General features: G+C 64.7%; 27 protein-coding genes. 11 read left to right on the top strand and 16 right to left on the bottom strand.

The genetic code is table 11. The annotated features are described in order from the left end of the window. The first annotated feature begins 78 nt into the window (after window positions 1-78). Window positions 79-498 (top strand): Lrp/AsnC family transcriptional regulator, encoded by a 420-nt coding sequence (locus tag IB229_RS04650; RefSeq protein WP_192325431.1) that lies wholly within the window; start codon window positions 79-81, stop codon window positions 496-498. A gap of 144 nt (window positions 499-642) precedes the next feature. Here the strand turns inward: IB229_RS04650 and IB229_RS04645 are convergent, their stop codons facing one another. The 4 genes from IB229_RS04645 to IB229_RS04630 all read right to left on the bottom strand — a co-directional run bounded on the left by IB229_RS04645 (window position 643) and on the right by IB229_RS04630 (window position 3,516). Then, window positions 643-1,230: an IMPACT family protein gene (locus IB229_RS04645; protein WP_192325428.1), complete on the bottom strand. Its 588-nt coding sequence runs from the start codon at window positions 1,228-1,230 to the stop codon at window positions 643-645. A gap of 1 nt (window position 1,231) precedes the next feature. Next, window positions 1,232-2,221, bottom strand: coding sequence for a 23S rRNA (adenine(1618)-N(6))-methyltransferase RlmF (gene rlmF / locus IB229_RS04640; protein ID WP_192325426.1), 990 nt, complete (start codon window positions 2,219-2,221; stop codon window positions 1,232-1,234). Between the two features lie 88 nt (window positions 2,222-2,309). Beyond that, window positions 2,310-2,534: a TIGR02450 family Trp-rich protein gene (locus tag IB229_RS21830; RefSeq protein ID WP_412547771.1), complete on the bottom strand. Its 225-nt coding sequence runs from the start codon at window positions 2,532-2,534 to the stop codon at window positions 2,310-2,312. After that, the gene (locus IB229_RS04630; protein ID WP_192325422.1) at window positions 2,527-3,516 is read right to left on the bottom strand and encodes an NAD(P)/FAD-dependent oxidoreductase; all 990 of its coding nucleotides are present in this window, start codon (window positions 3,514-3,516) and stop codon (window positions 2,527-2,529) included. The genes IB229_RS21830 and IB229_RS04630 overlap by 8 nt, the downstream gene beginning before the upstream one ends. Before the next feature lie 236 nt (window positions 3,517-3,752). Here IB229_RS04630 and IB229_RS04625 point away from each other — a divergent pair, with 236 nt between their 5' ends. From IB229_RS04625 to IB229_RS04615, 3 genes are read left to right on the top strand one after another with little or no spacing between them, the layout of a single operon-like run. Beyond that, window positions 3,753-4,658 carry a TIGR01777 family oxidoreductase gene (locus tag IB229_RS04625; RefSeq protein ID WP_192325419.1) on the top strand — a complete coding sequence of 302 codons (906 nt, stop codon included), beginning with the start codon at window positions 3,753-3,755 and terminating at the stop codon, window positions 4,656-4,658. After that, the gene (locus tag IB229_RS04620) at window positions 4,655-5,677 is read left to right on the top strand and encodes a ferrochelatase (protein WP_192325417.1); all 1,023 of its coding nucleotides are present in this window, start codon (window positions 4,655-4,657) and stop codon (window positions 5,675-5,677) included. Before IB229_RS04625 ends, IB229_RS04620 begins: the two co-directional genes overlap by 4 nt. Before the next feature lie 3 nt (window positions 5,678-5,680). After that, entirely contained in the window at window positions 5,681-6,553 is an 873-nt protein-coding gene (locus IB229_RS04615) for a substrate-binding periplasmic protein (protein WP_192325415.1), read from the top strand. A 383-nt stretch (window positions 6,554-6,936) separates the two neighbouring features. On the opposite strand, the gene IB229_RS04610 is transcribed toward IB229_RS04615, so the two are convergent. The 6 genes from IB229_RS04610 to IB229_RS04585 form a co-directional block, all read right to left on the bottom strand. Next, window positions 6,937-8,121 carry an acetyl-CoA C-acyltransferase gene (locus tag IB229_RS04610; RefSeq protein WP_192325413.1) on the bottom strand — a complete coding sequence of 395 codons (1,185 nt, stop codon included), beginning with the start codon at window positions 8,119-8,121 and terminating at the stop codon, window positions 6,937-6,939. Window positions 8,122-8,147: 26 nt separating this feature from the next. Continuing rightward, window positions 8,148-8,582, bottom strand: a complete 435-nt coding sequence (locus tag IB229_RS04605; protein WP_192325411.1) for an acyl-CoA thioesterase — start codon at window positions 8,580-8,582, stop codon at window positions 8,148-8,150. 275 nt (window positions 8,583-8,857) lie between these two features. Then, on the bottom strand, window positions 8,858-10,021 hold the full coding sequence (locus tag IB229_RS04600; protein WP_192325409.1) for an iron-containing alcohol dehydrogenase: 1,164 nt from the start codon (window positions 10,019-10,021) through the stop codon (window positions 8,858-8,860). Window positions 10,022-10,038: 17 nt separating this feature from the next. Beyond that, window positions 10,039-11,022, bottom strand: a complete 984-nt coding sequence (locus tag IB229_RS04595; RefSeq protein WP_192325407.1) for an alpha/beta hydrolase family esterase — start codon at window positions 11,020-11,022, stop codon at window positions 10,039-10,041. A 341-nt stretch (window positions 11,023-11,363) separates the two neighbouring features. Continuing rightward, window positions 11,364-13,154, bottom strand: coding sequence for an acyl-CoA dehydrogenase C-terminal domain-containing protein (locus IB229_RS04590; RefSeq protein ID WP_192325405.1), 1,791 nt, complete (start codon window positions 13,152-13,154; stop codon window positions 11,364-11,366). After that, complete coding sequence (locus IB229_RS04585; RefSeq protein ID WP_192325403.1) at window positions 13,151-14,389, bottom strand: 3-hydroxyacyl-CoA dehydrogenase; 1,239 nt, start codon at window positions 14,387-14,389, stop codon at window positions 13,151-13,153. Before IB229_RS04585 ends, IB229_RS04590 begins: the two co-directional genes overlap by 4 nt. 94 nt (window positions 14,390-14,483) lie before the next feature. Between IB229_RS04585 and IB229_RS04580 the strand changes: the two genes are divergently transcribed. Continuing rightward, on the top strand, window positions 14,484-15,383 hold the full coding sequence (locus tag IB229_RS04580) for a LysR family transcriptional regulator (protein WP_192325401.1): 900 nt from the start codon (window positions 14,484-14,486) through the stop codon (window positions 15,381-15,383). Window positions 15,384-15,441: 58 nt separating this feature from the next. On the opposite strand, the gene IB229_RS04575 is transcribed toward IB229_RS04580, so the two are convergent. Together IB229_RS04575 and IB229_RS04570 are read right to left on the bottom strand one after the other, a co-directional pair. Further along, window positions 15,442-15,873, bottom strand: coding sequence for an HPF/RaiA family ribosome-associated protein (locus tag IB229_RS04575; protein ID WP_192325399.1), 432 nt, complete (start codon window positions 15,871-15,873; stop codon window positions 15,442-15,444). Window positions 15,874-15,946: 73 nt separating this feature from the next. After that, a complete protein-coding gene (locus IB229_RS04570; RefSeq protein ID WP_192325397.1) occupies window positions 15,947-16,210 on the bottom strand; it encodes a hypothetical protein in 264 nt (87 codons plus the stop codon). A gap of 430 nt (window positions 16,211-16,640) precedes the next feature. Here IB229_RS04570 and IB229_RS04565 point away from each other — a divergent pair, with 430 nt between their 5' ends. Next, window positions 16,641-17,165 (top strand): hypothetical protein, encoded by a 525-nt coding sequence (locus IB229_RS04565; protein WP_192325395.1) that lies wholly within the window; start codon window positions 16,641-16,643, stop codon window positions 17,163-17,165. A 101-nt stretch (window positions 17,166-17,266) separates the two neighbouring features. Here IB229_RS04565 and IB229_RS04560 read toward each other — a convergent pair whose 3' ends face one another. From IB229_RS04560 to IB229_RS04545, 4 genes are all read right to left on the bottom strand, one after another. Next, complete coding sequence (locus IB229_RS04560) at window positions 17,267-17,869, bottom strand: nitroreductase family protein (RefSeq protein WP_192325393.1); 603 nt, start codon at window positions 17,867-17,869, stop codon at window positions 17,267-17,269. A 161-nt stretch (window positions 17,870-18,030) separates the two neighbouring features. After that, window positions 18,031-19,380 carry a sensor histidine kinase gene (locus IB229_RS04555; RefSeq protein WP_192325391.1) on the bottom strand — a complete coding sequence of 450 codons (1,350 nt, stop codon included), beginning with the start codon at window positions 19,378-19,380 and terminating at the stop codon, window positions 18,031-18,033. Continuing rightward, a complete protein-coding gene (locus IB229_RS04550; RefSeq protein WP_192325389.1) occupies window positions 19,381-20,418 on the bottom strand; it encodes a response regulator in 1,038 nt (345 codons plus the stop codon). Next, window positions 20,418-20,882 (bottom strand): molybdopterin-dependent oxidoreductase, encoded by a 465-nt coding sequence (locus IB229_RS04545; protein ID WP_192325387.1) that lies wholly within the window; start codon window positions 20,880-20,882, stop codon window positions 20,418-20,420. Before IB229_RS04545 ends, IB229_RS04550 begins: the two co-directional genes overlap by 1 nt. 703 nt (window positions 20,883-21,585) lie before the next feature. On the opposite strand from IB229_RS04545, the gene IB229_RS04540 reads away from it, so the two are divergent. Genes IB229_RS04540 through IB229_RS04520 form a run of 5 tightly spaced genes read left to right on the top strand, consistent with a single transcriptional unit; the run spans window position 21,586 to window position 26,547 of the window. Beyond that, window positions 21,586-21,846 carry a Flp family type IVb pilin gene (locus IB229_RS04540; protein WP_192325385.1) on the top strand — a complete coding sequence of 87 codons (261 nt, stop codon included), beginning with the start codon at window positions 21,586-21,588 and terminating at the stop codon, window positions 21,844-21,846. A gap of 27 nt (window positions 21,847-21,873) precedes the next feature. Further along, on the top strand, window positions 21,874-23,943 hold the full coding sequence (locus IB229_RS04535) for a pilus assembly protein TadG-related protein (protein ID WP_192325382.1): 2,070 nt from the start codon (window positions 21,874-21,876) through the stop codon (window positions 23,941-23,943). A gap of 29 nt (window positions 23,944-23,972) precedes the next feature. Next, window positions 23,973-24,851 (top strand): hypothetical protein, encoded by an 879-nt coding sequence (locus tag IB229_RS04530; protein WP_192325380.1) that lies wholly within the window; start codon window positions 23,973-23,975, stop codon window positions 24,849-24,851. Beyond that, the gene (locus IB229_RS04525; RefSeq protein WP_192325379.1) at window positions 24,848-25,516 is read left to right on the top strand and encodes a hypothetical protein; all 669 of its coding nucleotides are present in this window, start codon (window positions 24,848-24,850) and stop codon (window positions 25,514-25,516) included. Before IB229_RS04530 ends, IB229_RS04525 begins: the two co-directional genes overlap by 4 nt. Then, window positions 25,516-26,547 carry a cache domain-containing protein gene (locus IB229_RS04520; RefSeq protein ID WP_192325377.1) on the top strand — a complete coding sequence of 344 codons (1,032 nt, stop codon included), beginning with the start codon at window positions 25,516-25,518 and terminating at the stop codon, window positions 26,545-26,547. Before IB229_RS04525 ends, IB229_RS04520 begins: the two co-directional genes overlap by 1 nt. Window positions 26,548-26,614: the final 67 nt, after the last annotated feature.

Below are 26,614 nucleotides of genomic sequence, written 5' to 3'. Positions count from 1 at the left end.
TAAAGCCGCTGTCAGGGCGTCGCCATTGGCCGCCGAAATGACGGAATCGACCGTGAAACTGCCAGCTCGAGATTCGCCGTGGACAAGTTCGACCGCCAGATCATTGCCCTTCTGCGTGCCGATGCGCGCACCCCTGTCAGCCAGATCGCCCGCGAGGTGAGTCTGTCGCGCTCGGCCGTCAGTGAGCGGATTCGCCAGCTCGAACAGGGCGGCGTGATCCAGGGTTATCACGCCCGCGTGGTCGATCCCGAGGCAGGGGCGATCAAGGCCTTCCTCGAGCTGTTCTACAAGGACAGCCGCTGCGCGGAGTTCGCCGCGCGCATGCGCGCCTTTCCGGAGATCCGCCAGTGCTGCGGCATCAGTGGGGAAACCGACATGCTGGTGTTCGTCGAGGCAGCGAGCATGGCACGCCTCGCCGAAATCCGTGACGAGATCGAACGCTTCCCCGGCATGCAGCGGGTAAAGACACACATGGTGGTGCAGGACTACGCGATGTGACGGCTGCCCACCGGTGAGGTACCACAACACCGCGTTGTGGGCCGCGAAGTAAGTGGACGCTGGAGCGTCAAAGGCGGCATGCCCACGCAGAGCGTGGGTACGATCAGTCGGCGTGTGGGGTGTGGGAGATCAACTAGCCACGCCTCAGACCAACCGCTGCAGGCGAATCCGCCCGCGCCCCAAGTCGGCCAGTTGGTGGGTGGCGGTTTCCAGCTGATCCGCCGGCAACGCCAGGCGCAGCAGGGCGCCGTTGGCGTCGAACGTCTCTTCTTCGAGCAATGCCTGCCAGTCGTCCAGCCGGGCCTTGACCCGCGCCAGGTCGGCGAATGGCACATGGCAACGCGCCTGCATCCTTTGCACCAGGGCGACTCGCTCGCCCGCCTGCAGGCACTTTGCCGCGCTGCCGCCATAGGCGCGGGCCAGGCCGCCGGTGCCGAGCGGGATGCCGCCGTACCAGCGGATCACCAGCACCGCCACCTGGTCGCAATCCTGCCCTTCGATGGCCGCCAGCATCGGCCGGCCAGCGGTGCCGCCGGGTTCGCCGTCGTCGTTGAAACGGTACTGGTTGCCGCACTTCCAGGCCCAGCAGTTATGCGAGGCACTGCGGTCGCTGTGCGCCTCGATGAAGGACTGGGCCTGCTCGGCGCTGGCGATGGGCGCGGCGAGGGCGAGGAAGCGGCTCTTGCGGATTTCCTCGCGGTGCTCGCTGGGTGCGCGCAGGGTGAACGGCATGTCAGCTCGCGTTGCGCGATTGCAGCCAGGCGGCGCGTTGCTCGGCGCTGTGGAAGGTCCAGGCGACGAAGCGGCTCTGCTTGTTGCCCTGGGCCATTTCCACGGTGCGTACGGATGTGGCGCCGGCCTTGCGCAGCGCCGTCTGCACCAGCGGCAGGTTGCTCGCCTTGGACACCAGGCTGCTGAACCACAACACCTGGTACTTTGCCGCGGCGCTTTCCTCGGCCATCTTCTGCAGGAAACCGGCCTCGCCGCCGACGCACCACAGCTCCGCACCCTGGCCGCCGAAGTTGAGCACTGGCAGCTTGCGCGCCGGGTCGAGCTTGCCGAGGTTCTTCCACTTGCGCTGGCTGCCGCGCGTGGCTTCGTCCAGCGAGGCATGGAACGGCGGGTTGCACAGGGTCAGGTCGAAGCGCTCGTCGGGTTGCAGCAGGCCGCTGAAGATGTGCTGCGGCGCGGTCTGCTGGCGCAGTTCGATGGCACCGGCGAGGCCCGGATTGGACTGCACGATGACCCGTGCTGAGGCCAGTGCGACCGGGTCGATGTCCGAGCCGAGGAAGCGCCAGCCGTAGTCGCTGTGGCCGATCAGCGGGTAGATGCAGTTGGCGCCGGTGCCGACGTCGAGCACGCGTACCGGTTTGCCGCGGGGGATCTCGCCGCCGTTGTCCTCGGCCAGCAGGTCGGCCAGGCCATGCAGGTAGTCGGCGCGACCGGGGATCGGCGGGCACAGGTAGCCCTCGGGAATGTCCCAGTGCTGGATGCCGTAGAGCTGGCGCAGCAGCGCGCGGTTGAACACCTTGACCGCCACCGGGTTGGCGAAGTCGATGCTTTCCTTGCCATACGGGTTGAGGATGACGAACTCGCCCAGCTCCGGGCTGGCCTTGATCAGCGCGGGGAAGTCATAGCGACCCTGGTGGCGGTTGCGCGGGTGCAGCAGCGCTTTGCCGGCATCGGCAGGGCGAGGGGCGGGGCGGGGCGGTTTCTGGCGCATGACAGACGATTCGGCGAGCGGGGGCGGACATTGTCCCACAAGATGGTGCGGCCCGAGCCTTGTCCGCCGTTTGCCCGGGAGATTTGACCTAGCGCCAGCCCATCTGCCAGCGCTCGCTGTCCTGCAGGGTCTGCCAGTCCAGGCGCTGGCTGCGGCGGGTGAGCACGGCCTGCAGTTCCACCTGCAGTACCGTGCCTTCTTCATCGCAGAACAGCTCGCTGACCAGAAAGTGCTTCTCGCGGTTCTGCGGCTGGCACGCGGTCCACTTCGATAGCAGCAGTTTGCGCGGGTTGAGCCGGTGCGGGTTACTCACGGCGATGTTCCAGCAGGCGCCGGGCCGCTTCCTGGCCACTGAGCCAGGCACCCTCGACACGGCCGGACAGGCACCAGTCGCCGCAGACGTAGATGCCGTGGTCGGCATCGGCGAGGGCACCCCATTCGTGGCCGCTGGCCGGGCGCGCATAGAGCCAGCGATGGGCCAGGGCGTTACTGGGCGCCGGCACCGCGCAGCCAATCATCTCGGCGAAGGCACCGAGCAGCTGCTCGATCACCGCCTCCTTGCCCAGGTCCAGGTGCTGGCGGCTCCAGGCGCTGCTGGCGTGCAGGACCCAGGTATCGGGGTTGGCGTCGCGGCCGGGCTTGCTGGTGCTGCGCGCCAGCCAGTCGAGCGGGCTGTCCTGCACGAAGCAGCCTTCGACCGGGGTATCCAGCGCCGTGGCGAAGCTCAGCGCGACGGCCCAGGTCGGCTCCATGACCACGTTGGCCGCGGCGCTGGCCAGCTTCGGCGTGGCGGCGAGCAGGGCAGTCGCCTGGGGCGCGGGGGTGGCGATGATCACGCTGCTGAACGGGCCGTGGCTCTGGCCCTCGGCGTCCTGCAGAGTCCAGTGCTGCTCGCCGCGGAAGACCTCGGTGATGCGGCAGGAGAAGTGCACCGGCAGGGCGCCGAGCATGGCGCGGGTGATCGCGCTCATGCGGGGCGTACCGACCCAGCGCACCTGCTCGTCCGGTGAGGGGCTGAGGCGGCCCTCGCGGCTGTTGTACAGCTGGGGGTCCCACTCGGCCACCCAGCCGCGCGCCTGCCACTGCTGCACGGTTTCCATGAAGCGGCGGTCGCGCGCGGTGAAGTACTGGGCGCCGAGGTCCAGCGAGCCGGCGTCGCTGCGCTTGCTGGCCATGCGTCCGCCGCTGCCGCGGCTCTTGTCGAAGAGTTGGACCGCCAGCCCGGCGGTGTGCAGCGCCTGGGCGGCGGAGAGCCCGGCCAGGCCGGTGCCGATGATGGCGATGGGTGCGCTCATGATGTACCTCGTGTCCTGAAGCCGGATCGTACCCGTACGTGCGACGAAGGACGTCTGTTACCGACTCACTAACCGTTTGGACAGAGTATCGCGGCCGTTGGTTGTAGCGATTTTAACGACGCGGCGACTCTTCCTGTCGAGACTGTGACGTGCCGGGGGGCGAAACACGGCACGTTGCCCGTGCATGATTCAGACTAGGGTGAGACGGGCGGTCGATGCCACGAGAGGAGAGGATCATGCACATCTTGCTGACCGGCGGTACGGGTTTGATCGGCCGCCCCTTGTGCCGCCACTGGTTGGCGCAGGGGCATCGACTCACGGTGCTCAGTCGTACGCCCCAGCGAGTCGCCGAGCGCTGTGGTGCCGAGGTGCGTGGCATCGGAACATTCGCCGAGTACGGTGACGGCCCGCTGGACGCGGTGGTCAACCTGGCCGGTGCGCCCATCGCCGACCGCCCGTGGACGCACAAGCGCAAGGCACTGCTGTGGGCCAGTCGCATCGGCCTGACCGAACAGCTGCTGGCCTGGCTTGGCAGCCGTGCGCAAAAGCCGCAGGTACTGATTTCCGGTTCCGCGGTAGGCTGGTACGGCGACGCCGGCGAGCGCGAACTGCCTGAAGACAGCCCGCCGGTGATCGAGGATTTCGCCGCGCAACTGTGTGGCGCCTGGGAAGAAACCGCACAGGCTGCCGAAGCATTGGGCATTCGCGTGGTGCTGCTGCGCACCGGGCTGGTTCTGGCGGCCGATGGCGGTTTTCTCAAGCGGTTGCTGCTGCCGTTCCGGCTCGGCCTCGGCGGGCCGATTGGTAACGGGCGGCAGTGGATGTCGTGGATTCACCTGCAGGATGAAATCGCCCTGATCGACTTTCTCTTGCAGCAGGAATCGGCACGCGGTCCCTATAATGCCTGCGCACCGCAACCGCTCCGTAACAAGGCGTTCGCACAATCGCTGGGCCGCGCGCTGCACCGCCCGGCACTGCTGCCGCTGCCGGCTCCGCTGCTGCGGGTCGGTCTGGGCGAGTTGTCCGGTCTGCTACTTGGCGGGCAGAAAGCCTTGCCCGAGCAGGCGCTGGCCGCTGGATTCACTTTTCGTTTTCCCGATATCGACTCGGCCCTGGCCGACCTTTTCAAGGATGCTGCATGACAGATCATGCCCTGCTGTTGGTCAACCTCGGTTCCCCGGATTCCACCTCCGTGGCGGACGTGCGTCGCTACCTCAACCAGTTCCTCATGGACCCGTACGTCATCGATCTGCCATGGCCGGTGCGGCGCCTGCTGGTCTCGCTGATCCTGATCAGTCGCCCCGCGCAATCGGCGCATGCCTACGCCTCGATCTGGTGGCCGGAGGGCTCGCCGCTGGTGGTGCTCAGCCGTCGCCTGCAGCAGGCCATGCAGCCGCACTGGCCGCACGGCCCGGTCGACCTGGCGATGCGCTATGGCGAGCTGTCCATCGAGAAGGCGCTGCTGCGCCTGGCCGCGCAGGGAGTCAAGCGCGTGACCCTGGCGCCGCTGTACCCGCAGTTCGCCGACAGCACCACCACCACGGTGATCGAAGAAACCCGTCGGGTTCTGCGCGCGCACAACCTCAAGCTAGAGCTGGAAATCCTGGCACCGTTCTTCGATCAGCCCGAGTACCTCGACGCACTGGTCGCCAGCGCCCAGCCGCACCTGGCGCAAGGCTTCGATCACCTGCTGCTGAGCTTCCACGGCCTGCCGGAAAGCCACATCCGCAAGCTGGTCAAAGACCCGAAGCACAGCCTGACCAGCGCCACCAGCGCAGGCGTCAGCGCCGAGACTCTGGCCCTGTGCTACCGCAGCCAGTGCTTGCGCACCGCCGAGGCGTTTGCCGCCCGTGCTGGCCTGCAGCCGGGGCAATGGTCGGTGTCGTTCCAGTCGCGCCTGGGCCGCAACAAGTGGATCGAGCCCTATACCGAAGCGCGCCTTGATGAGCTGGGCAAGGCTGGGGTGAAGAAGCTGCTGGTGATGTGCCCGGCGTTCGTCGCCGACTGCATCGAGACCCTGGAGGAAATCGGCATTCGTGGCCAGGAGCAGTTCCAGGAAGCTGGCGGCGAAGAGCTGGTGCTGGTGCCGTGCGTCAACGATCACCCGCAATGGGTGCAGGCGCTCGCCAGCCTGTGTGAGAGGGCGCCGCTGGCCCGCTAACCCATGCCCCGCGCCTTCCTCCAACCCTGTTGCTGGGCGTTCGCACTGCTGGTGCTGGGCAGTGCTGCGCACGCCCAGGAGCCTGTGCCGGGTGAGTTGCGCGTATGCCAGCACGAGGCCGGGCGTTATGCCTACCGCATCGAACTGGCCAACCTGATTCTGGCGCGCACGGCGGCCAGCCATGGCGACCTGAGCATCGGCCCGGCGCAGGCTGAGGACCCGCCGCAGGAGCGTTGCCTGCTGCAACTGCGCGATGGCGAAGTGGACCTGGCCTACGTGCCGCCGAGTGCCGAGCGCCTCGAACATTTCGACATGCTGCGCTTCGACATTCACGCCGGCATGCTCGGCTACCGCCTGTTGCTGATCCGCCGCGATGACGCTGCGCGCTTCGCCCAGGTGCGCTCCCTGGAGGACCTGCGCCAGTTCCGCGGCGGCTTCGTCAGCCAGTGGAGCGACTTCTCGCGCTTCGCCCTCAACGGCCTGCCGGTGGTCGGCACCTCACGCCCGGAAAACCTCCTGGCGATGCTAGGCAGCCACCGCTTCGATTACTACCACCGCGCCGTACACGAGGCCTGGCCGGAGCTGGATGCGAGCGCCAGCCAGTACCCGAACCTGATGGTCGAGCCGAACCTGGCGCTGGTCTACCAGTTGCCGGTGTACTTCACCTTCAGCCGCGACAATCCGGCCCTGCGCGAGCGTTTCGAGGAAGGCCTGCGCCTGATCCAGGCCGATGGCAGCTTCCAGGCCCTGCTGTTTCGCCACTTCGGCAAACAGGTGCTGCGCAGCCGGCTCAACGAGCGGCGCCTGCTGATTCTGGAAAACGACCTGCCGGAAGACCTGCCTGCTGCGGACAGCCGCTTCTGGCTGGAGAACTGAGGGCTCCTGATCGATGGTTCCCACGCTCCGCGTGGCAGCCGGTCTGGTGACGCTCTGCGTCACGAGGCAACAGGCTGGCACCTAGCTGCGCTCTGACGCTGGAGCGTCTAGGGCTGCATTGCCACGCGGAGCGTGGGAATGATCGGTTGCTGGCGTGGGCTTTCCAGGCTGATGGCTCCCACGCTACGCGTGGTAGCCGGTCTGGTGACGCTTTGCGTCACGAGGTAGCGGGCCGGCACCTAGCTGCGCTCTGACGCCGGAGCGTCGAGGGCTGCATTGCCACGCGGAGCGTGGGAACGATCAAGCACGGGCCGTTGAGGCGATCAGCCAATAAAAAACGGAGGCCGAGGCCTCCGTTTTTTATTCAGCAAACAGTGCGAGGCTTACAGCACCTCGAACAGCCCGGCCGCACCCATGCCGCCGCCGACGCACATGGTGATGACCACGTACTTCACGCCGCGACGCTTACCTTCCAGCAGGGCGTGGCCGACCATGCGCGCGCCGCTCATGCCGTAGGGATGGCCGATGGAGATGGCACCGCCGTTGACGTTGAGCTTGGCCGGGTCGATGCCAAGCTTCTGCGCGCTGTACAGCACCTGGCAAGCAAAGGCTTCGTTGAGCTCCCACAAGCCGATGTCGTCGACGGTCAGGCCGTGCTGCTTGAGCAGTTTCGGCACGGCGAACACCGGACCGATGCCCATCTCTTCCGGGGCCAGACCGGCCACGGCGATACCGCGGTACAGGCCCAGTGGCTGGATGCCGCGCTGGGCAGCCAGGGCGCCACTCATCAGCACGCTGGCGCTGGCGCCGTCGGACAGCTGGCTGGCGTTGCCGGCGGTGATGCAGCCGCCTTCGATCACCGGCTTGAGCTTGGTCAGGTCTTCCAGCACGGTTTGCGGGCGGTTGCCTTCGTCCAGGCTGAGGGTGACTTCTTGATAGCTGACGGCGCCGCTTTCCTTGTCGACCAGCTTCTTGGTGGCGGTGACCGGGACGATTTCATTGGCGAACAGGCCGGCAGCCTGGGCCGCGGCAGTGCGCTTCTGCGATTCCAGGGAGTAGGCGTCCTGGGCTTCGCGGCTGATGTTGTAGCGCTTGGCGACGATCTCGGCAGTCTGCAGCATCGGCATGTAGGCGCTTTCGGCCATTTTCACCACGGCTGGGTCGAAGTCGGCAGCGGCCCACTTCATGTGGGTGTTCTGCACCAGGCTGATCTGCTCCTGACCGGCGCCGATGGTAACGCCCATGCCGTCGACCATGATCTGCTTGGCGGCGATGGAGATGGCCATCAGGCCCGAGGCACACTGACGGTCGATGGTCTGCCCGCTGACCGACAGCGGCAGGCCGGCGGCCAGCAGCGACAGGCGCGCCAGGTTGGTCGAGGCCGTGCCGCCCTGCATGGCGGTGCCCATGATCACGTCTTCGATTTCGCCCGGCTCGATACCGGCGCGCTCAACAGCGGCGCGCAGGGCGACAGCGGCCATCGACGGCGATTTGAGGTCGTTGAACGCACCACGGAAGGCTTTGGCGATCGGCGTGCGGGCGGTTGAAACGATGACGGCGTCTTGCATGGCGGAGTCCTCAGTTTTGTTTTTGATCAGTCGCGCAGCAGGCGAGCGAGTGCCGTGCGCAGGGTGTCGGGAATGCTTACCGGGCGGTTGCTCGTACGGTCGACGAAGACGTGGACGAAACGGCCGGCGGCGCAGGCCTGGTCTTCGTCGGCCTTGAAGATGGCCAGCTCGTACTGCACCGAGCTGTTGCCCAGCTTGCCAACGCGCAGGCCGACCTCGATGCGCTCGGGGAAGGCGATGGAGGCGAAGTAGTCGCACGACGAACTGACGACGAAGCCGACCACGTTGCCATCATGGATATCCAGGCCGCCGACTTCGATCAGGTAGGTGTTCACCGCGCTGTCGAAGAAGCCGTAGTAGACGACGTTGTTGACGTGGCCGTAGACGTCGTTGTCGTGCCAGCGCGTGGTAATCGGCTGGAAGTGCGCGTAGTCGCTGCGCAGGTGTTCAGGTTGGCTCATGGGCGGGTCTCGTCGTGCTTGCTTACCACCCTAAGGGTTGGGCAGTGCGCGGGCTAGTTTGATTCGTGGGCTGTATTGCGGGTTATTGGTCAGGTCATCCCTCTCCCATCGGCAGAGGGGGCTCAGGCTGCCCGTGCTTAACGTTTCCCTCACCCTAGCCCTCTCCCGGAGGGAGAGGGGACGGCCGTGTGCGGGAGTGACGCCGTATGCAGCCATCTTCGGCCACGCTCGCTGGATCGATGACGCGCGATCCACTGGGTGGCCATCCACCCAACTCAATACGCCGCGCGGTAGATCGCCAGGGCGTCCGCCTCGGTAATGTCGCGCGGATTGTTCACCAGCAGACGCTGCTGGAGCATGGCGTCGCGCGCCAGCTGCTCAAGCATGGCTTCCGGCACCTGGGCGTCGCGCAGGCGCGAGGGCAGGCCGCTGCGTGGGCTGAGCTGGGCCAGTTCGGCGATGAACTGCGCGGTCAGCTGCGCGGTATTGCCGGCCTGCAGGCGCTGGCCGAGCAGCAGCGGTGCCAGTTCGGCGTACAGCTCGGTGGCCGCCGAGGCGTTGAATTCCAGCACGTGCGGCAGCACCAGGGCGTTGCTCAGCCCGTGGGGAATGTGGAAGTGCCCACCCAGCGGATAGGCCAGCGCGTGCACGGCGGCGACCGGGGCATTGGCGAAGGCCTGGCCGGCGAGCAGGGCGCCGAGGAGCATGGCCTGGCGCGCCTCGCGGTTCTGCCCGTTGTGCACTGCCTCGTCGAGGTTGGCGGCGAGCAGGCGCAGCGCCTCGCGGGCCAGCAGGTCGGACAGCGGGTTCTTCTTCAGCTTGCTGGTGTAGGCCTCGATGGCATGCACCATGGCGTCGATGCCGGTGGCGGCGGTCACCGCTGGCGGCAGGCCGAGGGTCAGGTCGGCGTCGAGCACCGCCAGGTCCGGCAGCAGCAGCGGCGAGACCACGCCCATCTTGGTGGTTTCGCCGGTGGTGATGATGGCGATCTGCGTCACCTCCGAGCCGGTGCCGGCGGTGGTCGGCACCTGGATCAGCGGCAGGCGCTGGCCACGGGCGTTGCCGACGCCGTAGATGTCCTTCAGCGACTGCTGGCAGTTGGGGTGGGCGAGTAGGGCGACCAGCTTAGCCACGTCCATCGAGCTGCCGCCGCCGAAGCCGATGATCAGCTCGGCGTTCAGCGCACGCGCCTGCTCGACGGCATTCAGAACGATGACTTCGGGCGGGTCGGCGACCACCTGATCGAACACCGCGACGGCCACGCCGGCGCTGGCGAAACCGGGCAGCACAGCATCGAGCAGGCCGAAGCGGGTGATGCCGGGGTCGGTGACGATCAGTACGCGGTGCGCGCCGCGCTCGCGGCACAGCTCGGCCAGGCGCACGGCAGAGCCGGACTCGCAGAGGATCTGCGCGGTGGTGGCGAAACTGAAGGGCTGCATGGCTCTACCTCCAAGGGTCAGCGTTGGGCCGGCGCGGGGCGCTGGCGAGCGAAGAAGTCCCAGATGGCCTGGGGGCCGTCGAAACCGGACAGGGTCGGACCGAGCAGGCGCGGCGCGCGGAAGTCGCCCTGGGGCAGCAGGTGGCCGCCGCCGATAGCTGAATACAGTGCCACTTCCTTGCGGTTGTCGGCCTGCCACTGGTCGAGGGTCACGCGCTGTTCACCGTCGCCCCACACCGTGCTGCTGCGCACCGAGGCGATGGGGTAGCCGGCCAGGTTGGCAAAGTACAGCGCCGACTCGTAGGACGAGCGCACGCTGCCGCGGTTGCCGAAGCCGAACAGGGTGACCACGCCGCCGTTGTACGGGTTGATCGGGTCGCGCGTGCCGTTCATCAGCAGCACCGGCACGGCCTGGCCGGACGGTGTGCAGGCCAGGTTGTCGTCGGTCGGCAGGTTGGCAGCGAAGGCGGCGACACCGGCCAGCAGCGTCGGATTCTCCAGGGCGATGCGCAGGCCCAGTTGGCCGCCGTTGGAATAGCCGGTGAGGAAGGCGCGCTGCGGGTCGGCGCCGTGCTGGTGGGCGAAGCGCTGGATCAGCGCGGCGATCAGGCCCTTGTCGTCGATGTTCTGTGCGCGCGCCGGGTAGTCGGCGCTGCGCCGGCAGTCGTTCCAGTTCTTCTCGAAACCCTGGGGGTAGACGACGATGAAACCGTGCTGGTCGGCCAGGCGCTCGAAGGCGTAGGCGCTGAAGCTGCGGATGTCGTCGATGGTCTGCAGCGAGCCGTGCAGGACGAACACCAGCGGCGCATTGGCCGGCAGGTTCTTCGGTGCATAGAAGGCGTAGTCACGCTGCAGGCCGCCAAGCTCGATGCGCTCATGTTGCAGTGTGGCGCTCAAGGCCGGTTGGGCGGGCTTGGGCGCATAGAGGAAATAGGCGTACAGCCCGGCCGCGAGGGCGGCGAGCAGAAGGAAGAGGTAGAGGGCCGTTCTTATTATTTTCACCAGGTGCTCTCAGTCGAATCAGTAGTAAGCCCAGCAGGTGTGCCCGGCTCCTGCCCGATGCAGGGTAGATCGGGGCGCATAGCTGGCGCGCTGTTCATCCACCACGGGTCCCGCTCGGCGGATCGGTGACGCGTGATCCACCCTACGCGCTTACCTCGGCGGGTGGTGAGCTGCGTCAGCTGACGCGTTGCTTATTCACCCGGTTCAACGCGTATGTCAGGAGGCGATGAGCGCAGGGATACCCCTGCATCACTGCCGGGCATCGCTGCGCTCAACGCCAAATCAACGTGTCCGTCTGAGGGCTTGCAGGGCGGGTGGCCCCCGCCCTACGGTCGACTGCCTCAGAAGGCGAAACTTTCCTCCGGCATCGCCATCAGGCACTGCGCGCCGCCCAGCAGGGCTTCACGGTGGCTGCTGGCGCGTGGCAATACGCGGCGCAGGTAGAACTCGGCGCTGTGCAGCTTGGCTTGGTAGAACGCCTGCTCGCCGGTGCCGGCGTCCAGTGCGTCCTGGGCGCGCACGGCGGCCTGCAGCCACAGGCCGGCGAGCAGGGCGTAGGCCGAGTACTGCAGGAAGTCCACCGAGCAGGCGCCGATTTCCTGGGCGTCGCGCTGGCTCATGGCAATCACTTCGCCGGCCAGTTCGCGCCATTCCTGCAGGCGCTTGCCGACCACACCGGCTACCTCGGCCAGGGCCGGGCGCTGCGCCAGGCTGTCGGCCAGTTCGCTGAACTCGCCGATCAGCGCGGTCAGTTCGCCACCGCCGTCGCCGAGCAGTTTGCGGCGGATCAGGTCGAGTGCCTGGATGCCGTTGGTGCCCTCGTAAAGCTGGGTGATGCGGCTGTCGCGCATCAGCTGTTCCATGCCCCACTCGCGGATGAAACCGTGGCCGCCGTACACCTGCACGGCGTGGCTGGCGACTTCCTGGCCCATGTCGGTGAAGAACGATTTGACGATCGGGATCAGCAGCGCGGCGCGCTTGCCGGCAGCCTTGCGCGCGGCGGCGTCCGGGTGGCCGTGTTCCAGATCGAGCTGGCGCGCGGTGTAGGCGGCGAGCATGCGGCTGCCTTCGACCAGGGTCTTCTGGGTCAGCAGCATGCGCCGTACGTCCGGGTGCACGATGATCGGGTCGGCGGCCTTCTCCGGCTGCTGGGCGCCGGTCAGGCCGCGCGACTGCAGGCGTTCGCGGGCATAACGCAGGGCGCCCTGGAAGGCCGCTTCGGCGATGCCCAGGCCTTGCAGGCCAACCTGGAAGCGCGCGTCGTTCATCATGGTGAACATGCACGCCAGGCCCTGGTTGGCCTCACCGACCAGCCAGCCGGTGGCGCCGTCGAAGTTCATCACGCAGGTGGACGCGCCCTTGATGCCCATCTTGTGTTCGATGGCGCCGCAGCTCAGCGGGTTGCGCGCGCCCGGCGCGCCGTTGGCATCGGCGACGAACTTGGGCACGAGGAACAGGCTGATACCCTTGACCCCGGCCGGTGCGTCCGGCAGGCGGGCGAGGACCAGGTGCACGATGTTGTCGGACAGGTCCTGCTCGCCGCCGCTGATGAAGATCTTGCTGCCGCTGATGCGGTAGCTGCCGTCGGCCTGGGGTTCGGCCTTGGTGCGCAGCAGGGCGAGGTCGGTGCCGGCCTGCGGTTCGGTCAGGCACATGGTGCCGGTCCATTCGCCGCTGACCATCTTGTTCAGGTAGCCGCTCTGCAGCTCGCTGCTGCCGTGCTTGTACAGCGCCAGCACCGCGCCTTCGGTAAGGCCGGAATAGATGCGGAACGACAGGCTGGAAGCCATCAGCATCTCGTGGAAGTTGCACGCCACCAGCTGCGGGAAGCCCTGGCCGCCGAACTCGGACGGGCCGGTCATGCTCGCCCAGCCGTTTTCCACGTACTGCTTGTAGGCGGCGCGGAAGCCCTTGGGTGTGGTCACGCTGCCGTCACTGAGCTGGCAGCCTTCCTCGTCGCTGTTGCGGTTGAGCGGGGCGATCTCGTTGGCGGTGAACGCGGCGGCTTCTTCCAGTACGCCGTCGATCAGCTCGCGGTCGAGTCCGTTGCCGAGCAGCTCGCAGTGGGCGCTGACGTCGAACAGTTCGTGCAGCACGAAGCGCATGTCGCGCAGTGGGGCCTGATAGCTCATACGGAACCCTCCTTCACATCGGCGAAGCGCTTGCCGTTGGTGGCGAGCGTCTCGATCAGTCGTGCTGGCTGCCAGTGGTCGCCGAAGCGCTCCTGCAGGTCTTTCAGGCGCTGGTACAGCACCGCGGCGCCCTGGGCATCAGCCCAGCTCATCGGCCCGCCCTTGTCGGCCGGGAACCCGTAGCCGTTGAGGTAGACCAGATCGACGTCATGGCTGTTGGCGGCGATGTTCTCTTCGAGAATCTTCGCCCCTTCGTTGACCAGTGCCAGCAGGCAGCGCTCGAGGATTTCCTCGGCACCGATGCTGCGCCGCTCGTAACCCAGCGACTCGGAGACCTGCAGCACCAGCGCGTCGACTTCCGGGTCGTGCTCGGCCTGGCGGCTGCCTTCGGCGTAGCGGTAGTAACCCATGCGCGTTTTCTGGCCGAAGCGGCCGAGGGCGCAGAGGCGGTTGTCGACCTGCACCACGTCCTGCTCCTGGCCCTTGCCGGCCAGTTCGCGGGCGCGCCACTCCAGATCGATGCCGACCACGTCGTACATGCGGAACGGGCCCATGGCGAAGCCGAAGCCCTGCAGTGCGGAATCGACCTGATGCGGGTAGGCGCCTTCGAGCAGCATGCTGCGCGCTTCTTTTACGTAGGTGTTGAGCATGCGGTTGCCGATAAAACCGTCGCAGTTGCCGGCCACCACGCTGACCTTGCCGATGCGCTCGCCGAGGGCCAGGGCGGCGTCGAGCACGGCGGGAGCGGTCTTGGCGCCGCGGACGATTTCCAGCAGCTTCATGATGTGCGCCGGGCTGAAGAAGTGCAGGCCGAGTACCTGCTCGGGGCGCTCGGTGACTGCGGCGATGGCGTCGATGTCCAATGCCGAGGTGTTGCTGGCGAGGATCGCCGAAGGCTTCAGCAGGCCGTCGAGGGTGCGGAAAATTTCCTGCTTGAGTTCGAGGTTCTCGTAGACCGCTTCGATCACCAGGTCGGTATCGGCCAGCGAGGTGTAGTCAGCGGCGGCGCTGACCAGGGCGCGGCGGCTGGCAGCCTGGGCCTCGTCGAGGCGACCCTGGCGCACGCTGTGGGCCCAGGTATCGGCGATGGAGGTCAGGGCCTGCTCGAGCATCTGCGGGTTGTTGTCCAGCCAGAGCACCGGGATGCCGGCGTTGGCCAGGCTCATGACGATACCGCGGCCCATGGTACCGGCGCCGATCACGGCGACCTGCTGAATGCTGACGCTGTTGCTCATGGTCTTCCTCACATCGTGGAACAGAAAGAGACGCACCTTAGGTAAGCCGTTACTATTTTAGAAATTTTGTCTTGTGATAAGTTGAATTTAGCTCGTGAATATATCGACCTTCGATCTCAACCTGCTGCGCGTGCTCGATGCCCTGCTGCGTGAACGCAACGTCTCCCGCGCGGCCGAGCGCCTGGCGCTCAGCCAGCCGGCAGTGAGCAATGCGCTGAACCGCCTGCGCGATTTGCTCGACGACCCGCTGTTGGTGCGTGTCGGCCGCGCCATGCAGCCGACACCGCGGGCGCTGGCTCTGGAGGCGCCGATTCGCGAGGCCCTGCAGCGCATCGAGCAGAGCCTCAGTGATGACGCGCCGTTCGACCCGGCCAGCAGCCGCCAGCGCTTTCGCATCGCCGTCACCGACTATGTCGAGCTGATCCTCATGCCGCGCCTGCTGCGTCAACTGGCCGTGCTGGCGCCGGGGGTGCAGATCGACATTCAGCACCTGTCGCCAACCCTGCCCGGCGAGGTATTGGATAAAGGCGGACTGGACTTGGTGCTGGGCCGCTTCGAGCAGGTGCCGACACGCTTCGCCAGCCAGCGCTGGGTTAGCGAGACGTTGCAGCTGGTGGCCCATCGCGACCATGCGCAACTGAGCCGCGGGCTCGATCTGGATGCCTTCCTCGCCGCACGCCACCTGTGGGTGCACGGCGGGCAGACGCGTGGCATGGTCGACCAGTGGCTGGGCGAGCGCGGGCTGTCACGGGAGATCGTCTACACCACACCGAACTACCTGCAGGCGGCGCACATCGTCGCCAGCAGTGACCTGGTCGCGGTGCTGCCCAAACGCCTGGCGCGCTACTTCGCCGCGCTGCTGCCCTTGCAGGTGCACGAGCTGCCGTTCGACCTGGGGCCGTTCCACCTGGAAATCGTCAGCCTTGGCCTGCGTCAGCGGGACATGGCGTTGCAGTGGCTGATCGGGCAGATCGCCGCGTTGGGAGAGGGCTAGGAAGGAGAGGTTGGGGCCAGGCCGACACCGCACAGCGGCATCGGCCTGCCTGTCAGCTTCAGCTGGTCGGGGTGGTGTCGTTATCGAGTTCGTCCTGCTTGGCGAGGAATTCTTCCTCGAGCAGGGCGTCGCCTTCGGAATGGCGGCCGGTGGCGGCGCCAAGGTGGCCGGTGGACAGGACTTTGGCGTCCAGTTTGCCGATCAGGTGTTCCAGGGCGTGGCGCATTTTTTCCGCGGCGCCCTCCACGGCCAGCTCGAGGGAGTCGGCCTTGTGTGTCACGGAGAGGGATTGATGGCCTTTGGGCCGGGCTTCGATCTGGCAGCGTTTGTCGTTGGCACCGGCTTTGGCGCCGTTCTCATCGCTGACATGGATTTCCAGGCGGGTGAGGAAGTCTTCAAAGCGGTCCAGTTCCCCGGTGACCGCCGAACTCACCCAATCCTGAAGTCGGGCACTGCCTTCGATATGGTTGCTGTTCACTTGAACCTGCATGGTATTCCTCGTTGTTGACGGGCTTGTACCTTCGAGGCCGGACGTGGCGCCCAGGTTCCTCGGTTCTCTCTGTTCAGCAAGTGACGGGTTGTTGCAAAGCCTGTTGCAGGGCCTGACGCAGGCCGTCGAGCGTATGGGGATTGCGCAGCAGCATCAGGCACACCACGTGGCCTGCGCGAACTTCGCAGGTAAGCAGCCCGTCCAGTGTGTCGCCGTGCAACAGCGCCAGCGCGGGCATGCCATTGCACTGTACGACACGGGCGCGGTAGGTGCTTGTGTACTTTTGTCGCAGACCGTCGAGGAAGCGCAGGATGCGCGCAGCCCGTGAATCGGCCACGGGGCCGCGATGAGCACGCCGCCGCCATCGGAGAGCTGCTCGGCATCGCTGCTGAGCAGGCCGGGCAGGGTTTGGCGTCGCGACCGGGGTGGGCACGCTCTCACTTTGCCGCCCACTCGGCGGAAATATGACGCGCGGTGGTCCAGCCTGGTGCAAATGGGTACGTTCGTCGGGGAAATCAGCCTGCGCCTGCTGGTATAGCGAGTGCGCATTGCGGCTGCGGCAATGCCGATGTGCAGTCGATGCAATCAACTGCAGGGCCTTTGGCTGGTTGGCTGGAGCGGTCTTTCGCGCTTGGTAATTGCACAGCGGACCAGATCCTGGGAGAAAAGTGCTAGAACTTCTGCACCCGCTGCATATGCCTGATCCGCCTAAGAAATGCGGTTCTACGGGCTTACACTTGGGGCAAGGCCGTAAGCAGGAGATATCCATGCCCTTAGCCATCAACCCCATTGGCTCCACGCTGTACACCCCGCGAGCGCTGCAGCGTATCGACGATACTGTCTCCCCGTTGCAGCAGCGTCAGGGGCTCGATACTCGCCCCAGCGCGGACGAGGTCAACGAGCGTCTGCAGCTGGCGCGTGAAGCTAACCAGCAGCGGTTCGAGGAGCGTCAGCGAATCGCCGACCAGCGTCGGGAAGAGTTGCGTGACGAACAGACCGAGCAGCTGCGGCGTGACGCGGAGGAGGCGAACCTGGCCCTGCAAGAGCGTCTGCAGCAGCTGCAGGTCGAGCAGAACCTGGAGGCCCAGCGAGCCGCCGATGAGCAGGCCCTGCAGAACCAGGCCTCCATCGACGATGCCTTGGCTCAGCAGCGTCTGCAGATAGACGCCAATCAGGCGACCTTCGGTGAACAGCAGGCCGCGGTCGGCCCGCGGGTAGCGGCAGAAGCCATCTCCGTGTACCAGGAGACCCAGCAGACCTCGGTCACCGTTGGCCAGGGCGTGATTGTCTAGCGCTGCTGAAGCATTGACCGTCGCTGTTCATCGGCCATGAAAAAGGGCGTGCCTGAGCACGCCCTTTTTTGTGTAACCGCTCAATCGTTTCTAACGCAGGGTTAGAAACGGTCGCGGATCACCACTTCGTCGAACGGCAGCTTGCCGACCCGCGGCTTAGGTTCGAGGGTCTTCTTGCCCACCGCGACCATCAGACCGATGACGTGGTTGTCCGGCAGGTTGATCAGCTTGCCCACGGCGTCGAAGTCGAAACCGTCCATCGGGCAGGAATCCAGGCCCTTGCCGCGGGCGGCGAGCATCAGCGTCTGTGCCAGCAGGCCGCAGCTGCGCATGGTCTCGTCGCGCTGCACCTCGGGGCGATTGCGATAGTAGTTGTCGATGGCACCGCTCATGTAGCTCTGTACTTCGGCAGGTGCGCCGTCCCAGACGCGGGTGGCATTCTTTTCCCAGCTGTCGAGCTGGGCGCAGATCACCACCAGCATCGAGGCGTCGGTCATCTGCGCCTGGCCCCAGCCGGCTTCGCGGATCTGCGCACGCAGCTCCGGGTCGCTGACTTCGACCAGGCGCACGTGCTGCAGGTTGAAAGCCGACGGTGCATACAGCGCAGTAGCGAGCAGGGCGTCCTTTTCCTCGCGAGTGAGGGTGAAGGTTGGATCGTAACCCTTGACGGCGCGGCGGCTACTGATCGCTTCCTCGATATGCATAGGGACTCCAGGCGTAGTGAAAATGGCGTTTCATGCTAAGGATTGGCGGCCGCTTAGGCGACCGCTATTTGCCGATACGTTTGATCGAATGGGCCGATCCAGAGCCGTGGCGCCCGTCATTCCAGACGGTTGGTGGTAGCTATGACTAGGGGGGAGGGGGGCTATTGGCGCGCCTTGAGTGGCAGTGTCAGGGTAAAGACCGCGCCACCCTCCACGCTGTTGCACGCGCTGAGGGCGCCCTGGTGCCACTGTGCCAGGGTTCGGGCGATGGACAGGCCCAGGCCAATCCCCGCTACATGCTGGGTGTTCTCACTGCGATAGAACCGCTCGAAGATCAACTCGAGGTCAGTCTCGGGAATTCCCGGTCCAAAATCGCGTATCCCGCACAAGAGTTGGCCCTGTTCGATTTGCAGGTCAATCTCTATCGGTTTGTCGAGAGGGCTGTACTTGTGTGCGTTGGAGAGCAGGTTGCAGAGGATTTCCATGCACCAGATGCGATCGCACTCAATCCAGATGGGGCCCGTACCATCAGCGGATGTCATGCGGATGGTGCGTTCGCTCAGCAGATCGCCAAAGCGCTCGCGAGCCCCCTCCAGCACGGCCAGCCAATCGCAACGATGGTGTTCCAGCGTTGGTAGTTCCTCGCCGCTCCTGGCCCCCTCATCCAGGCGCAAACCTTCCAGTACGCGTTCGATCAGGTGATTGAGATGGTTGACCGAGGCGCGAATTCTATCGGCGCGCTCGAGGATGTTCTGTTCCTGCGCGGTCCCGCCGAGCTGTCGTTTCAGGCGTTGAGCGGTCGAATCGATGACCGCCAGCGGTGTGCGCAGCTGATGCGACATGAGCGAGACGAAGTCACGATAGCGCAGGCGGGTGGAGCGCTCCTGCTGCAACTCCTCCAGCAGAGAACGCGCCTGCTCGTGTTGGCGCATGACTTCCTGGTTGGATTGTTCGGCGCGTCTGAGGCTGGTCATCAGTTGCCAGCACAGCAGGGCGCCAGCGAGCAGAATGCCAATGACGGTCATCATGACTTGCAGCACCAGCCGGCGATGAGCGTCGCGTTGCGCGCCGGCGTCCTCGCGTTCGGTGATCATCACCTTGTTGCCGGCCTGGCGCAGAGCGTTTTGCATGGCGGCATAGTCGGCTGTCGGGTCATCCAGCGCTCTGCTTACCTGTTCGATGTCATCCCATACCCCGCTTTTCTGCATGTACCGGCGCTGAGGGCCCTGCTCGAGCATCATCAGGCGAGACTTGAGCAGCTCGTGATGCAGGGCCTTGTCGGCCAGCGATTGAGGGGTTTCGGGCGTGACGGATGCAGCCTGGTACAGGCGCCCGCTTTGGTACACGGCTTGGCTGAGCGCCCAGACCATGTTCTCGCCCACATCGGCGCTGACCTCCGATTGCAGGTCGAACAGCTTGTACAGGGCGTATCCCAGCGTCAGCAGGAAAAACAGGACGGCGCCAAGGACGAATGCGCGCATGCGGCCCGTTCTGCGGTCGATGCCGAGCATCTATTTTTTCGCCACGCCAGGGTTGGTGTCAGGCATTGCCCAGCCGGTGCTCAGCACCAGTGCGACAAGGTCGGACTGGCGGGCTGCGCCGGTCTTGGAGAAGAGGTTGCGCAGGTGAAAGGCGATCGTCGTCGAAGACACGCCGAGCTCGCTGGCTACCTCCTCTGACCGCCTGCCCTGGGCGAGCAGCAGTGCCACAGCCGCTTCGGAGGGGGTCAGGGCAAATAGCTGACGCAGGGTTTCCGCATCTGGCAGTGGTCGGCTTTGCGTGGATGAAACGAATATGGCCAGCAGCTTTTCCGCATGCGTGCCATCGAGGTGGGACTCCAGGCACAACAGACTGGCGACCACGGGGGATCCTGCGCTGACACGGTCGAGAGCCAGCACGCTTCGCTGCCCCGGGGCGGCCAGTTCGTTGAGGCACTGGCGCATTCTGAGCGCGCTGGTGGTGCTCAGGGCGGGCCAGATGATATTGCCCTGTACGTTACGTTGCCAGATGCCTTCCTCTTCCGAGAGGCGCAGCGCCTTGGGCGTGGCATACAACAGTTGCCCCGCCGCATTGCACAGGATGACGGCCCCAGGCAGTTGCTCGAAGATGGCTTGCAGGCGGTGCAGCAGGTTGGGTTGCTGGCGCTGCACGTGAGTGCGCAGTCGCGCCACCTGGCTCAGGCGCGCCGCGATGGTCGCCAGCAGCATGTCGTAATCGACCGGTTTGACCAGGTAGTCGTCAATGCCCTCGCGTTTGGCTTCGAGAATGGCGCTGCGATGCCCGAGCGCGCTGAGAAACAGAAAGGGGGTGTCAGCCAGGTCGGGGCGTGATCCCCGAATATGCTGGTGAACGAAGTAGCCATCGCGCGTGCTGTCGCTCCCAAGCATGACGTCGCACAGAATCAGATCGGGCCGCGTATTCTGCAGGTGCTCCAGTGCCTCGCTCGCCGAAGTGGCGGTGAGCACGCGATAGCCAGCAGTGGTCAGTTCATCACGGACATCGTTGAGCAGCGTGACCTCATCTTCGATGCAGAGAATGCAGGCGTGCATTACGGTGCGACAACGATGTGGCGCAGCATCCAGGCCCAGCGATAGTCGATGCGCGACTCCTGCAGGGCAGGAACCTGGTCCCGGGGGTAGACGACCCAGAGGGGGCCTTGGTCGGTTCTGGTCAGCGCCTTGCCATCCATGTGATGGGCCAGGATCACGTCCCACTGGAGGTAGTCCTTCATGCTGACGTCTACCTCGTACTCATTCCAGGCGATCAGCTTGAGTGAGGCTGTCTCTGCGATGGGGGCGTTCAGCAAAGCCAGCACGTCACGCATCAGCGGCCCCTCGAAGTCTTTGACGCCATCGGTCCAGGAGGTCGAGGTGTGCACACGGTGCTGCGGCAGCGCTTCTATCTGTTGCCGGCTGATATCCAGCGTTTGCTGCGCCGTCCTGATGGTCAGCAGGGTTTCTGCGCTCGCCTCGATGCTGTGCAGCAAGGTGAAGCCGAGGAACAGGCTGAGCACGCTGGCCAGGAGGTATGAGTGAGTCTGATGTGCACGATAAGGCGCCGAGGTGGCTCGCTTGCGTAGCCACGCTGCTGTGGTTGTTGTCATTTCTCCCCCGAAGAGTTCATCTCGCCAGTCGTGTGGCAAGAGGTCAGCGTCCTGTCGCTGCCTTGGCTTTTTCTCGCTATTGATTCCGCCAATTCAGGCCGCTTTTGTCTGCGACTTCGCATGGATGGCGGATATGCCAGTTTTTGTTTGCGCAACTGTATACCCCAAATCGGTGAGGCCTTTCCGGCTTTTTGACAGGTAATGGGCGGGCAGGAGCGCCTCATTCTGCTGCCTTACAGCTCTTCGGTTCTCATCGGCAGGGCAGATTTTGCGTCAGGCGACGGCGCGGATTTTTGCGCAAGGCGACGAGCGGGGCCAGGGCTGCATCTGCTCAAGGTAGGCCGTTTTCAGCTTGAACCCCGTGCGCCAGCGGCTTGGGACGCGCAGCGGCCGGCCTGCCAATTGGAGTCGCCGCTCGCTCTCCTATCCAAACGAACGGGGCGCACAGGTATGGCTATGGGCTACTGTCGAAAAAGTGACGAGCGGTAGGAACTTTCTTTTCCCAGAAATGTATTCGCCGACTCCGAGCCTGGGTTCGTCCGTATGCCGGCATGGATCTGGTCGTCATTTTCCGTAGTCAAGAAAGGACTCGCAGGGTCCGAGGGGAGCTTCCATGTCGTTCAAATCGCGTGCACGTCAACTGGGTCAGGGCATGACCGAGTACATCATCATCGTGGCCCTGATCGCCATTTCCGCCATCGTCGTTTACAACCTGTTCGGCAGTACTGTGCGTGAGCAGGTCGGTGACATGGCGGCCGAGCTGGGTGGCGGCACTGCAGAGCAAAACGCAAGTGCAACCGGTGCTGAAGCTCAAACGAGATCCAAGGACGCTCACAACCTGAGCAGCTACCAGCAAGGCGAACGCGGTCAGTAACGCCGCTCGGGCAGGGAAGCGCCGCAGGTGAAGCGCACGCGACAGCAAGGGCAGGCGATGGTATTCGGCCTGCTCTTCATCGGCATCGCGCTGATCGCCCTGATTCTGATGTTCAATCAGGGCGTTCTGACTCGTGACCGTGTGCAGCTGGAAAACGCCGCCGACGCTGCGGCCTATTCGCAGGCCAAACTGTTCGCCCGCCACCAGAACCTGATCGCCTACACCAACCGCGCCATCGTCGCCAACGAGCTGTCGATTGGCCAGGTGGTGGCGCTGATGTCCTGGGCCAAGCGCTATACCAATATCCCGCGCTGGGTTAACAGCTTTCCGGCCTACCAGGTGCCGATCCTGTTGATACCGCCGAAGCCGTCGATCGCCGACGTGCTCAGTACCGTCACACTGCCGTACCAGATATTGGGCTACGGAGTGCGGGCCGCCGCTACACCGGTGATGAAGATCTACCCGGATGTGGTGTCGAGCTTCAACATGATCATGGGCTTCTTTCAGAAGACCTTCGCCATTGCCACCTTCGAGGCGCAGGCGAGAATACCCAAAGCGATCGTCACGCAGCACCAGTTGCCGGATAAGCCCGGCGACCGGCTGGAGGTGGCGCCGTTATCCAGCCTGCTGCTGGTGCAGAATTTCATCCTGACCTACTTTGCCGACTACCTGCCGGTCGACGCCCTATTGGACCAGGTTCGGGGTGCCAACAGCGCCGCGACGACTCCCGGAGGTGGTACGGGTGGGGCAGGGGGCGGTGCGGGCGGAGGAACAGGTGGCGGTACGCCGGCACAGGAGCCCAGCGATGAGGATCTGCTGGCCGACTTCCTGGGTGGGTATACACCCGGCTCGATGCTGGTCAATCTCGCGCCGGAAATGCACAGCAAGACCGCCAGCAAAACCAAGGACATGACCACCAGCGGCAATGCTTCGCGCTATTTTGCCGCCACCATCAACGATCAGCGCAATGACTGGCTGTCGGCGCGTAACTTCGACGCTGCAATTGGCCTGAGTACCCCGGAAATCACCCTGCCGCTGGGCTTCATCACCATCAAGTTCAAGATCGGTTTTGAGGTCGGGGTGTTCAACAACGGCGGCACCGCCTACGTCTACAACCCGATGAGTACGTCTGCTGCGGGCAAGGCCATGCCGGTGTTCGGCTGGGGTTCGATCGACTTCAGTTCGATGGGCTTCAAGCTCAGCGTCGACCTGGCGATCCAGTTGTGTCTGCCACTGGTGGGTTGCGCGACGCTCTTCGATGACGGCATCAATTTCGGGCTGGGCTTGCCGCTGGGCGGTGCGACCAACCAGCTCGTCACCAGTCCGCAGGATCAGTTCTTCTTCGGCCCTCAATGGGGTTCGCCGGCGCAGGGGATGCTCAAGAACAAGCCACGGCCCTATGGCGATGCCATGCACCCGGTGCATGCGGTGACCTACGGCTGGGGTAACTTCCCGATGATGATGTTCGGCATGAATGCCGCCGAAGACGTCAACACTGGCTACAGTGGCTCCCCATCGTTTTTCGTCCTGGGCGATGATCACGCCGAAACCGGGCGTAGCAAGGAGTTCAGCGTCGCAGTGTCCAAGCCGCTGGGGGCGATCCGCACCAGCGACAACCCGGACAGCCTGAATCTGCGACCGGTCTCCGACAGCTCCAACGTGCTCAACCGTCGGGGGCGCTTCGCCCTGCAGACGGAAGGCGTGGACGACAACCCGATCGATTTTCTCTGGGGCGACGGCGAGCGAATGATGACCGTCTCTTCGGCGGAAACTTACTTCGCCGCACCGCCCGGCCGCGACGAGTCGCCGAATCAGTACAGCCCATTCTGGGACGCACGTCTGCGCGAGCCGAGCCGAGTGGTGCAATTCATCGCATCCGGCAAGATCGACCTGACCCAGATCCTCAACATCAACCCGTCGAACGTGGCCGGCTACCTGCTTGGCCTAGCCACCGACTTCATCATCAAACCGGGTCGTGACCGCCTGCTGGACAAGCTGCCGACGCTGATCAAACCGGCGGTCAAACCGGTGCTGGAAACGCTCACCGACAAAGTGTTGGAAGGTGCGACCGAAGGCGTTACCGGGGCACTGGAATGACCATGAAGCGTGAGTGCCGAGGCCAGGCCATGGCTGAGTTCGTGGTGATGACTGCCGGCTGTCTGCTGCTGCTGTTCGTGCTGGTGCCGGTCGTGGCCAAGCTTTCCGATATGTCCTACAAGGCACAGGAACTGGCGCGCTATACCGCCTGGGAACGCACCGTCTGGTACAACAGCTTTGGCAGCAGCGACACCTTGCCAAGCCAGATCGATACCAAGGACGGCTACCTGGCCATCCGCTCGGATGCCGCCATTCTCAACAGCGCCGAGCAACGCCTGCTGCCATACGAAGCGACGACGCGCCGCTTCGCCGCCACCGACATCGACCAGCCGACCGCCAGCAACAACCTGTGGCGCTGGACGCACAGTGGCCAGGCCATGACCACTGCCGGCAGTGCGGCAGCCAGTTCCGGTCTGCTCAACTCGGCGACCCCCTCCACCGCTTACAGCGTTCTCGATACCTACAACGATGTCATGGGCACGGTGAACAAGGTGCTCAAGGTGATCAGTTTCGGTGGCGGCGACGACGACTTTCTGCAGGTCGCTCATCCCACCCAGAATTTCTACAAATCCACCATCGACATCCCGGTGCCGATGGCGGGCGGCAGGCTGGGCGGCCAACCGCTGCTGGGTGATCGCTTCGCCAACCAGCTTAACGTCAAGGCGAACTCGGCGGTGTTGGCCGATGGCTGGGTGGCGCAGAGCGAAGGGCACTTCCGCGAAAAGACCGATGACTTCGTACTGGGCACGCTGATCGAGGACAACCCGCTCTGGGGCGTTGTGCGCAGTTTGATCGGCATCTTCGAGCCGTCCTTCAAGGATGTGAACTTCGCACCGGTCAGCACCAAGCCGATGCCCGACGGCGACGTCAATTGCAACACCACCACCGGTTTTTGCTACTTCAAATGAACAATTATTCCCGACTCCTGCCCACCACCATCCTGCTGGTTTGCCTGGGCGCCCAGGCAGATTGCGACTACGACGATTTTCCGCGCATGGACGCCATGATCGTCAGTTCGATTGGCGGCAACGTGCAGTGGAACCACACGCCGATGGCCGGTCGCAGCTTCCGCGTGGCCGCCACCCTGGAACAGGTCAAGGCGTTCTATGCGGACGAGTGGCAGGAAGCGGTGGATTTCACCGAGTTCAACGGTTGGGAGCAGATTCTGCACATCAACAAACACTGCATGATGATGGTGCAGGTCAAGGCGCAGAACGATCGCTACAGCTACGGCCGCATGCTGCTGACCAATCCACCGGCCAGTGATGCCGGTAAGCAGGCACTGGGTGCCGGTATGCCGGTGCCACCAGGTGCCCAGGTGATCAGCGACATGCGCAGCGACGACGAGATTCGCCAAGGGCGCATGGTCATGCTGCTTGGCGAGGAAGACCTGAACGCCACGCGCGCCTGGTACGAGGCCGAGCTGCAGAATCAGGGCTGGACACTGGAGTCGCGTAGCGAACAGCCCAATGCCCTGGTGCTGAGCTACGCCAAGGGACGGGAGATCATGACTGTCGGCCTGCTGCGCGCGCAGGGCAGAACCCAGATTCTGGTCAACAGGATGGATCGCTGATGAGCCGTGCACGTCAGCTGGGGCAGTCCATGACCGAATACCTGGTCGTGCTGGGCGTTACCGGGGCCGCGCTGCTGGCGGCCACCACCGACGTCACCACCCTGTTCGACAACGTGAAACGGGGCTACAGCACGCAGTCCAGCGAAATGAACAAGGTGCAGCAATACGATCGCTACAAGGTGAGTTTCAACGCCAACGCAGACGAAGATGAAGACTTCGATGATGGCGACACGCCGCCAGCCGATGACACGGAACTGCCAGGCGCGGATGCGCAGTTGCCGACCATCGAAATGATCTACGACGCCAACGGCAAGCTGCTGGGCCAGATGAATGGCGACATGCTGGTGGACGCCGCCGGCAATATTCTCGCCTGGTGCCAGCGTACCGAGACCGGCGACTGTGTGTTCGTCGACGAGAACGGCAACATCATCTACGGCGGTGCGTCGGGCACGCGTCTGTGGGTCGACGAGGACGGCAAGGAACTGCCGTTGATGGCACTGACCTCGGGCGGCAAGATCTACGGCTTCGCCTACCTGTACAAGAACAAGTACTACTCCGCCTCCACGCGTGAGCTGCTCAGCCCGCAGCCGACCGGCATGACGGCCAAGCCGATGCGCCGGGTGGTGGAACTCGACAGCAAGGGCGTGCCGCAAACGGCCGGTTACGAGCTGGGTGGCAAGCTCTACTCGCTCAAAAGCACGCTTTCCACCTCCACGACCTTCACCGAGCCCGTGGACAGCGAGGGCACGGAGCTGGTCACGGTGAAGTTCACCAGCCTGCCCAATAGCGACTGGGAGGGCTACTCGCCATGCCTGGTGATGCCTGGAGGCTGGAGTGATAGCAATGGCCTTACCAATGCGAATGGCGAGTTGGTCAGTGCTGTCTTCTTAAAAAAATTCAATGACCCCTCCATTCGACTTGATGGTGTGAGCGGCTTCGTCAATGGAGCCAGCGCCAGCGATTGCGGGGGAAGCAGCACGGTGACCTACACCTATGACCCGGTCTTGAGCACCTGGACATTGACCAAGTGATCCAGTGCCGCCTGCATGCGCTCGAGTCCTTGAGCCTTTTCACCTGGGCATAGAAGCCGGGAAAAGG

The organism is Pseudomonas sp. PDM14, assembly GCF_014851905.1.
GTDB lineage: Bacteria > Pseudomonadota > Gammaproteobacteria > Pseudomonadales > Pseudomonadaceae > Aquipseudomonas.
Note: the sequence above shows the minus strand (reverse complement) of the source record. Positions and strands in the feature narration are given on the sequence as shown.

Coding starts and splice junctions, on each gene's coding strand:
- IB229_RS04645 (WP_192325428.1), bottom strand. CDS start 1,230: ATGCCGTTCACCCTGCGCGCACCCAGCGAGCACCGCGAGGAAATCCGC.
- rlmF (WP_192325426.1), bottom strand. CDS start 2,221: ATGCGCCAGAAACCGCCCCGCCCCGCCCCTCGCCCTGCCGATGCCGGC.
- IB229_RS04630 (WP_192325422.1), bottom strand. CDS start 3,516: ATGAGCGCACCCATCGCCATCATCGGCACCGGCCTGGCCGGGCTCTCC.
- IB229_RS04625 (WP_192325419.1), top strand. CDS start 3,753: ATGCACATCTTGCTGACCGGCGGTACGGGTTTGATCGGCCGCCCCTTG.
- IB229_RS04620 (WP_192325417.1), top strand. CDS start 4,655: ATGACAGATCATGCCCTGCTGTTGGTCAACCTCGGTTCCCCGGATTCC.
- IB229_RS04615 (WP_192325415.1), top strand. CDS start 5,681: ATGCCCCGCGCCTTCCTCCAACCCTGTTGCTGGGCGTTCGCACTGCTG.
- IB229_RS04610 (WP_192325413.1), bottom strand. CDS start 8,121: ATGCAAGACGCCGTCATCGTTTCAACCGCCCGCACGCCGATCGCCAAA.
- IB229_RS04605 (WP_192325411.1), bottom strand. CDS start 8,582: ATGAGCCAACCTGAACACCTGCGCAGCGACTACGCGCACTTCCAGCCG.
- IB229_RS04600 (WP_192325409.1), bottom strand. CDS start 10,021: ATGCAGCCCTTCAGTTTCGCCACCACCGCGCAGATCCTCTGCGAGTCC.
- IB229_RS04590 (WP_192325405.1), bottom strand. CDS start 13,154: ATGAGCTATCAGGCCCCACTGCGCGACATGCGCTTCGTGCTGCACGAA.
- IB229_RS04585 (WP_192325403.1), bottom strand. CDS start 14,389: ATGAGCAACAGCGTCAGCATTCAGCAGGTCGCCGTGATCGGCGCCGGT.
- IB229_RS04575 (WP_192325399.1), bottom strand. CDS start 15,873: ATGCAGGTTCAAGTGAACAGCAACCATATCGAAGGCAGTGCCCGACTT.
- IB229_RS04565 (WP_192325395.1), top strand. CDS start 16,641: ATGCCCTTAGCCATCAACCCCATTGGCTCCACGCTGTACACCCCGCGA.
- IB229_RS04560 (WP_192325393.1), bottom strand. CDS start 17,869: ATGCATATCGAGGAAGCGATCAGTAGCCGCCGCGCCGTCAAGGGTTAC.
- IB229_RS04555 (WP_192325391.1), bottom strand. CDS start 19,380: ATGCTCGGCATCGACCGCAGAACGGGCCGCATGCGCGCATTCGTCCTT.
- IB229_RS04550 (WP_192325389.1), bottom strand. CDS start 20,418: ATGCACGCCTGCATTCTCTGCATCGAAGATGAGGTCACGCTGCTCAAC.
- IB229_RS04540 (WP_192325385.1), top strand. CDS start 21,586: ATGTCGTTCAAATCGCGTGCACGTCAACTGGGTCAGGGCATGACCGAG.
- IB229_RS04530 (WP_192325380.1), top strand. CDS start 23,973: ATGGCTGAGTTCGTGGTGATGACTGCCGGCTGTCTGCTGCTGCTGTTC.
- IB229_RS04525 (WP_192325379.1), top strand. CDS start 24,848: ATGAACAATTATTCCCGACTCCTGCCCACCACCATCCTGCTGGTTTGC.
- IB229_RS04520 (WP_192325377.1), top strand. CDS start 25,516: ATGAGCCGTGCACGTCAGCTGGGGCAGTCCATGACCGAATACCTGGTC.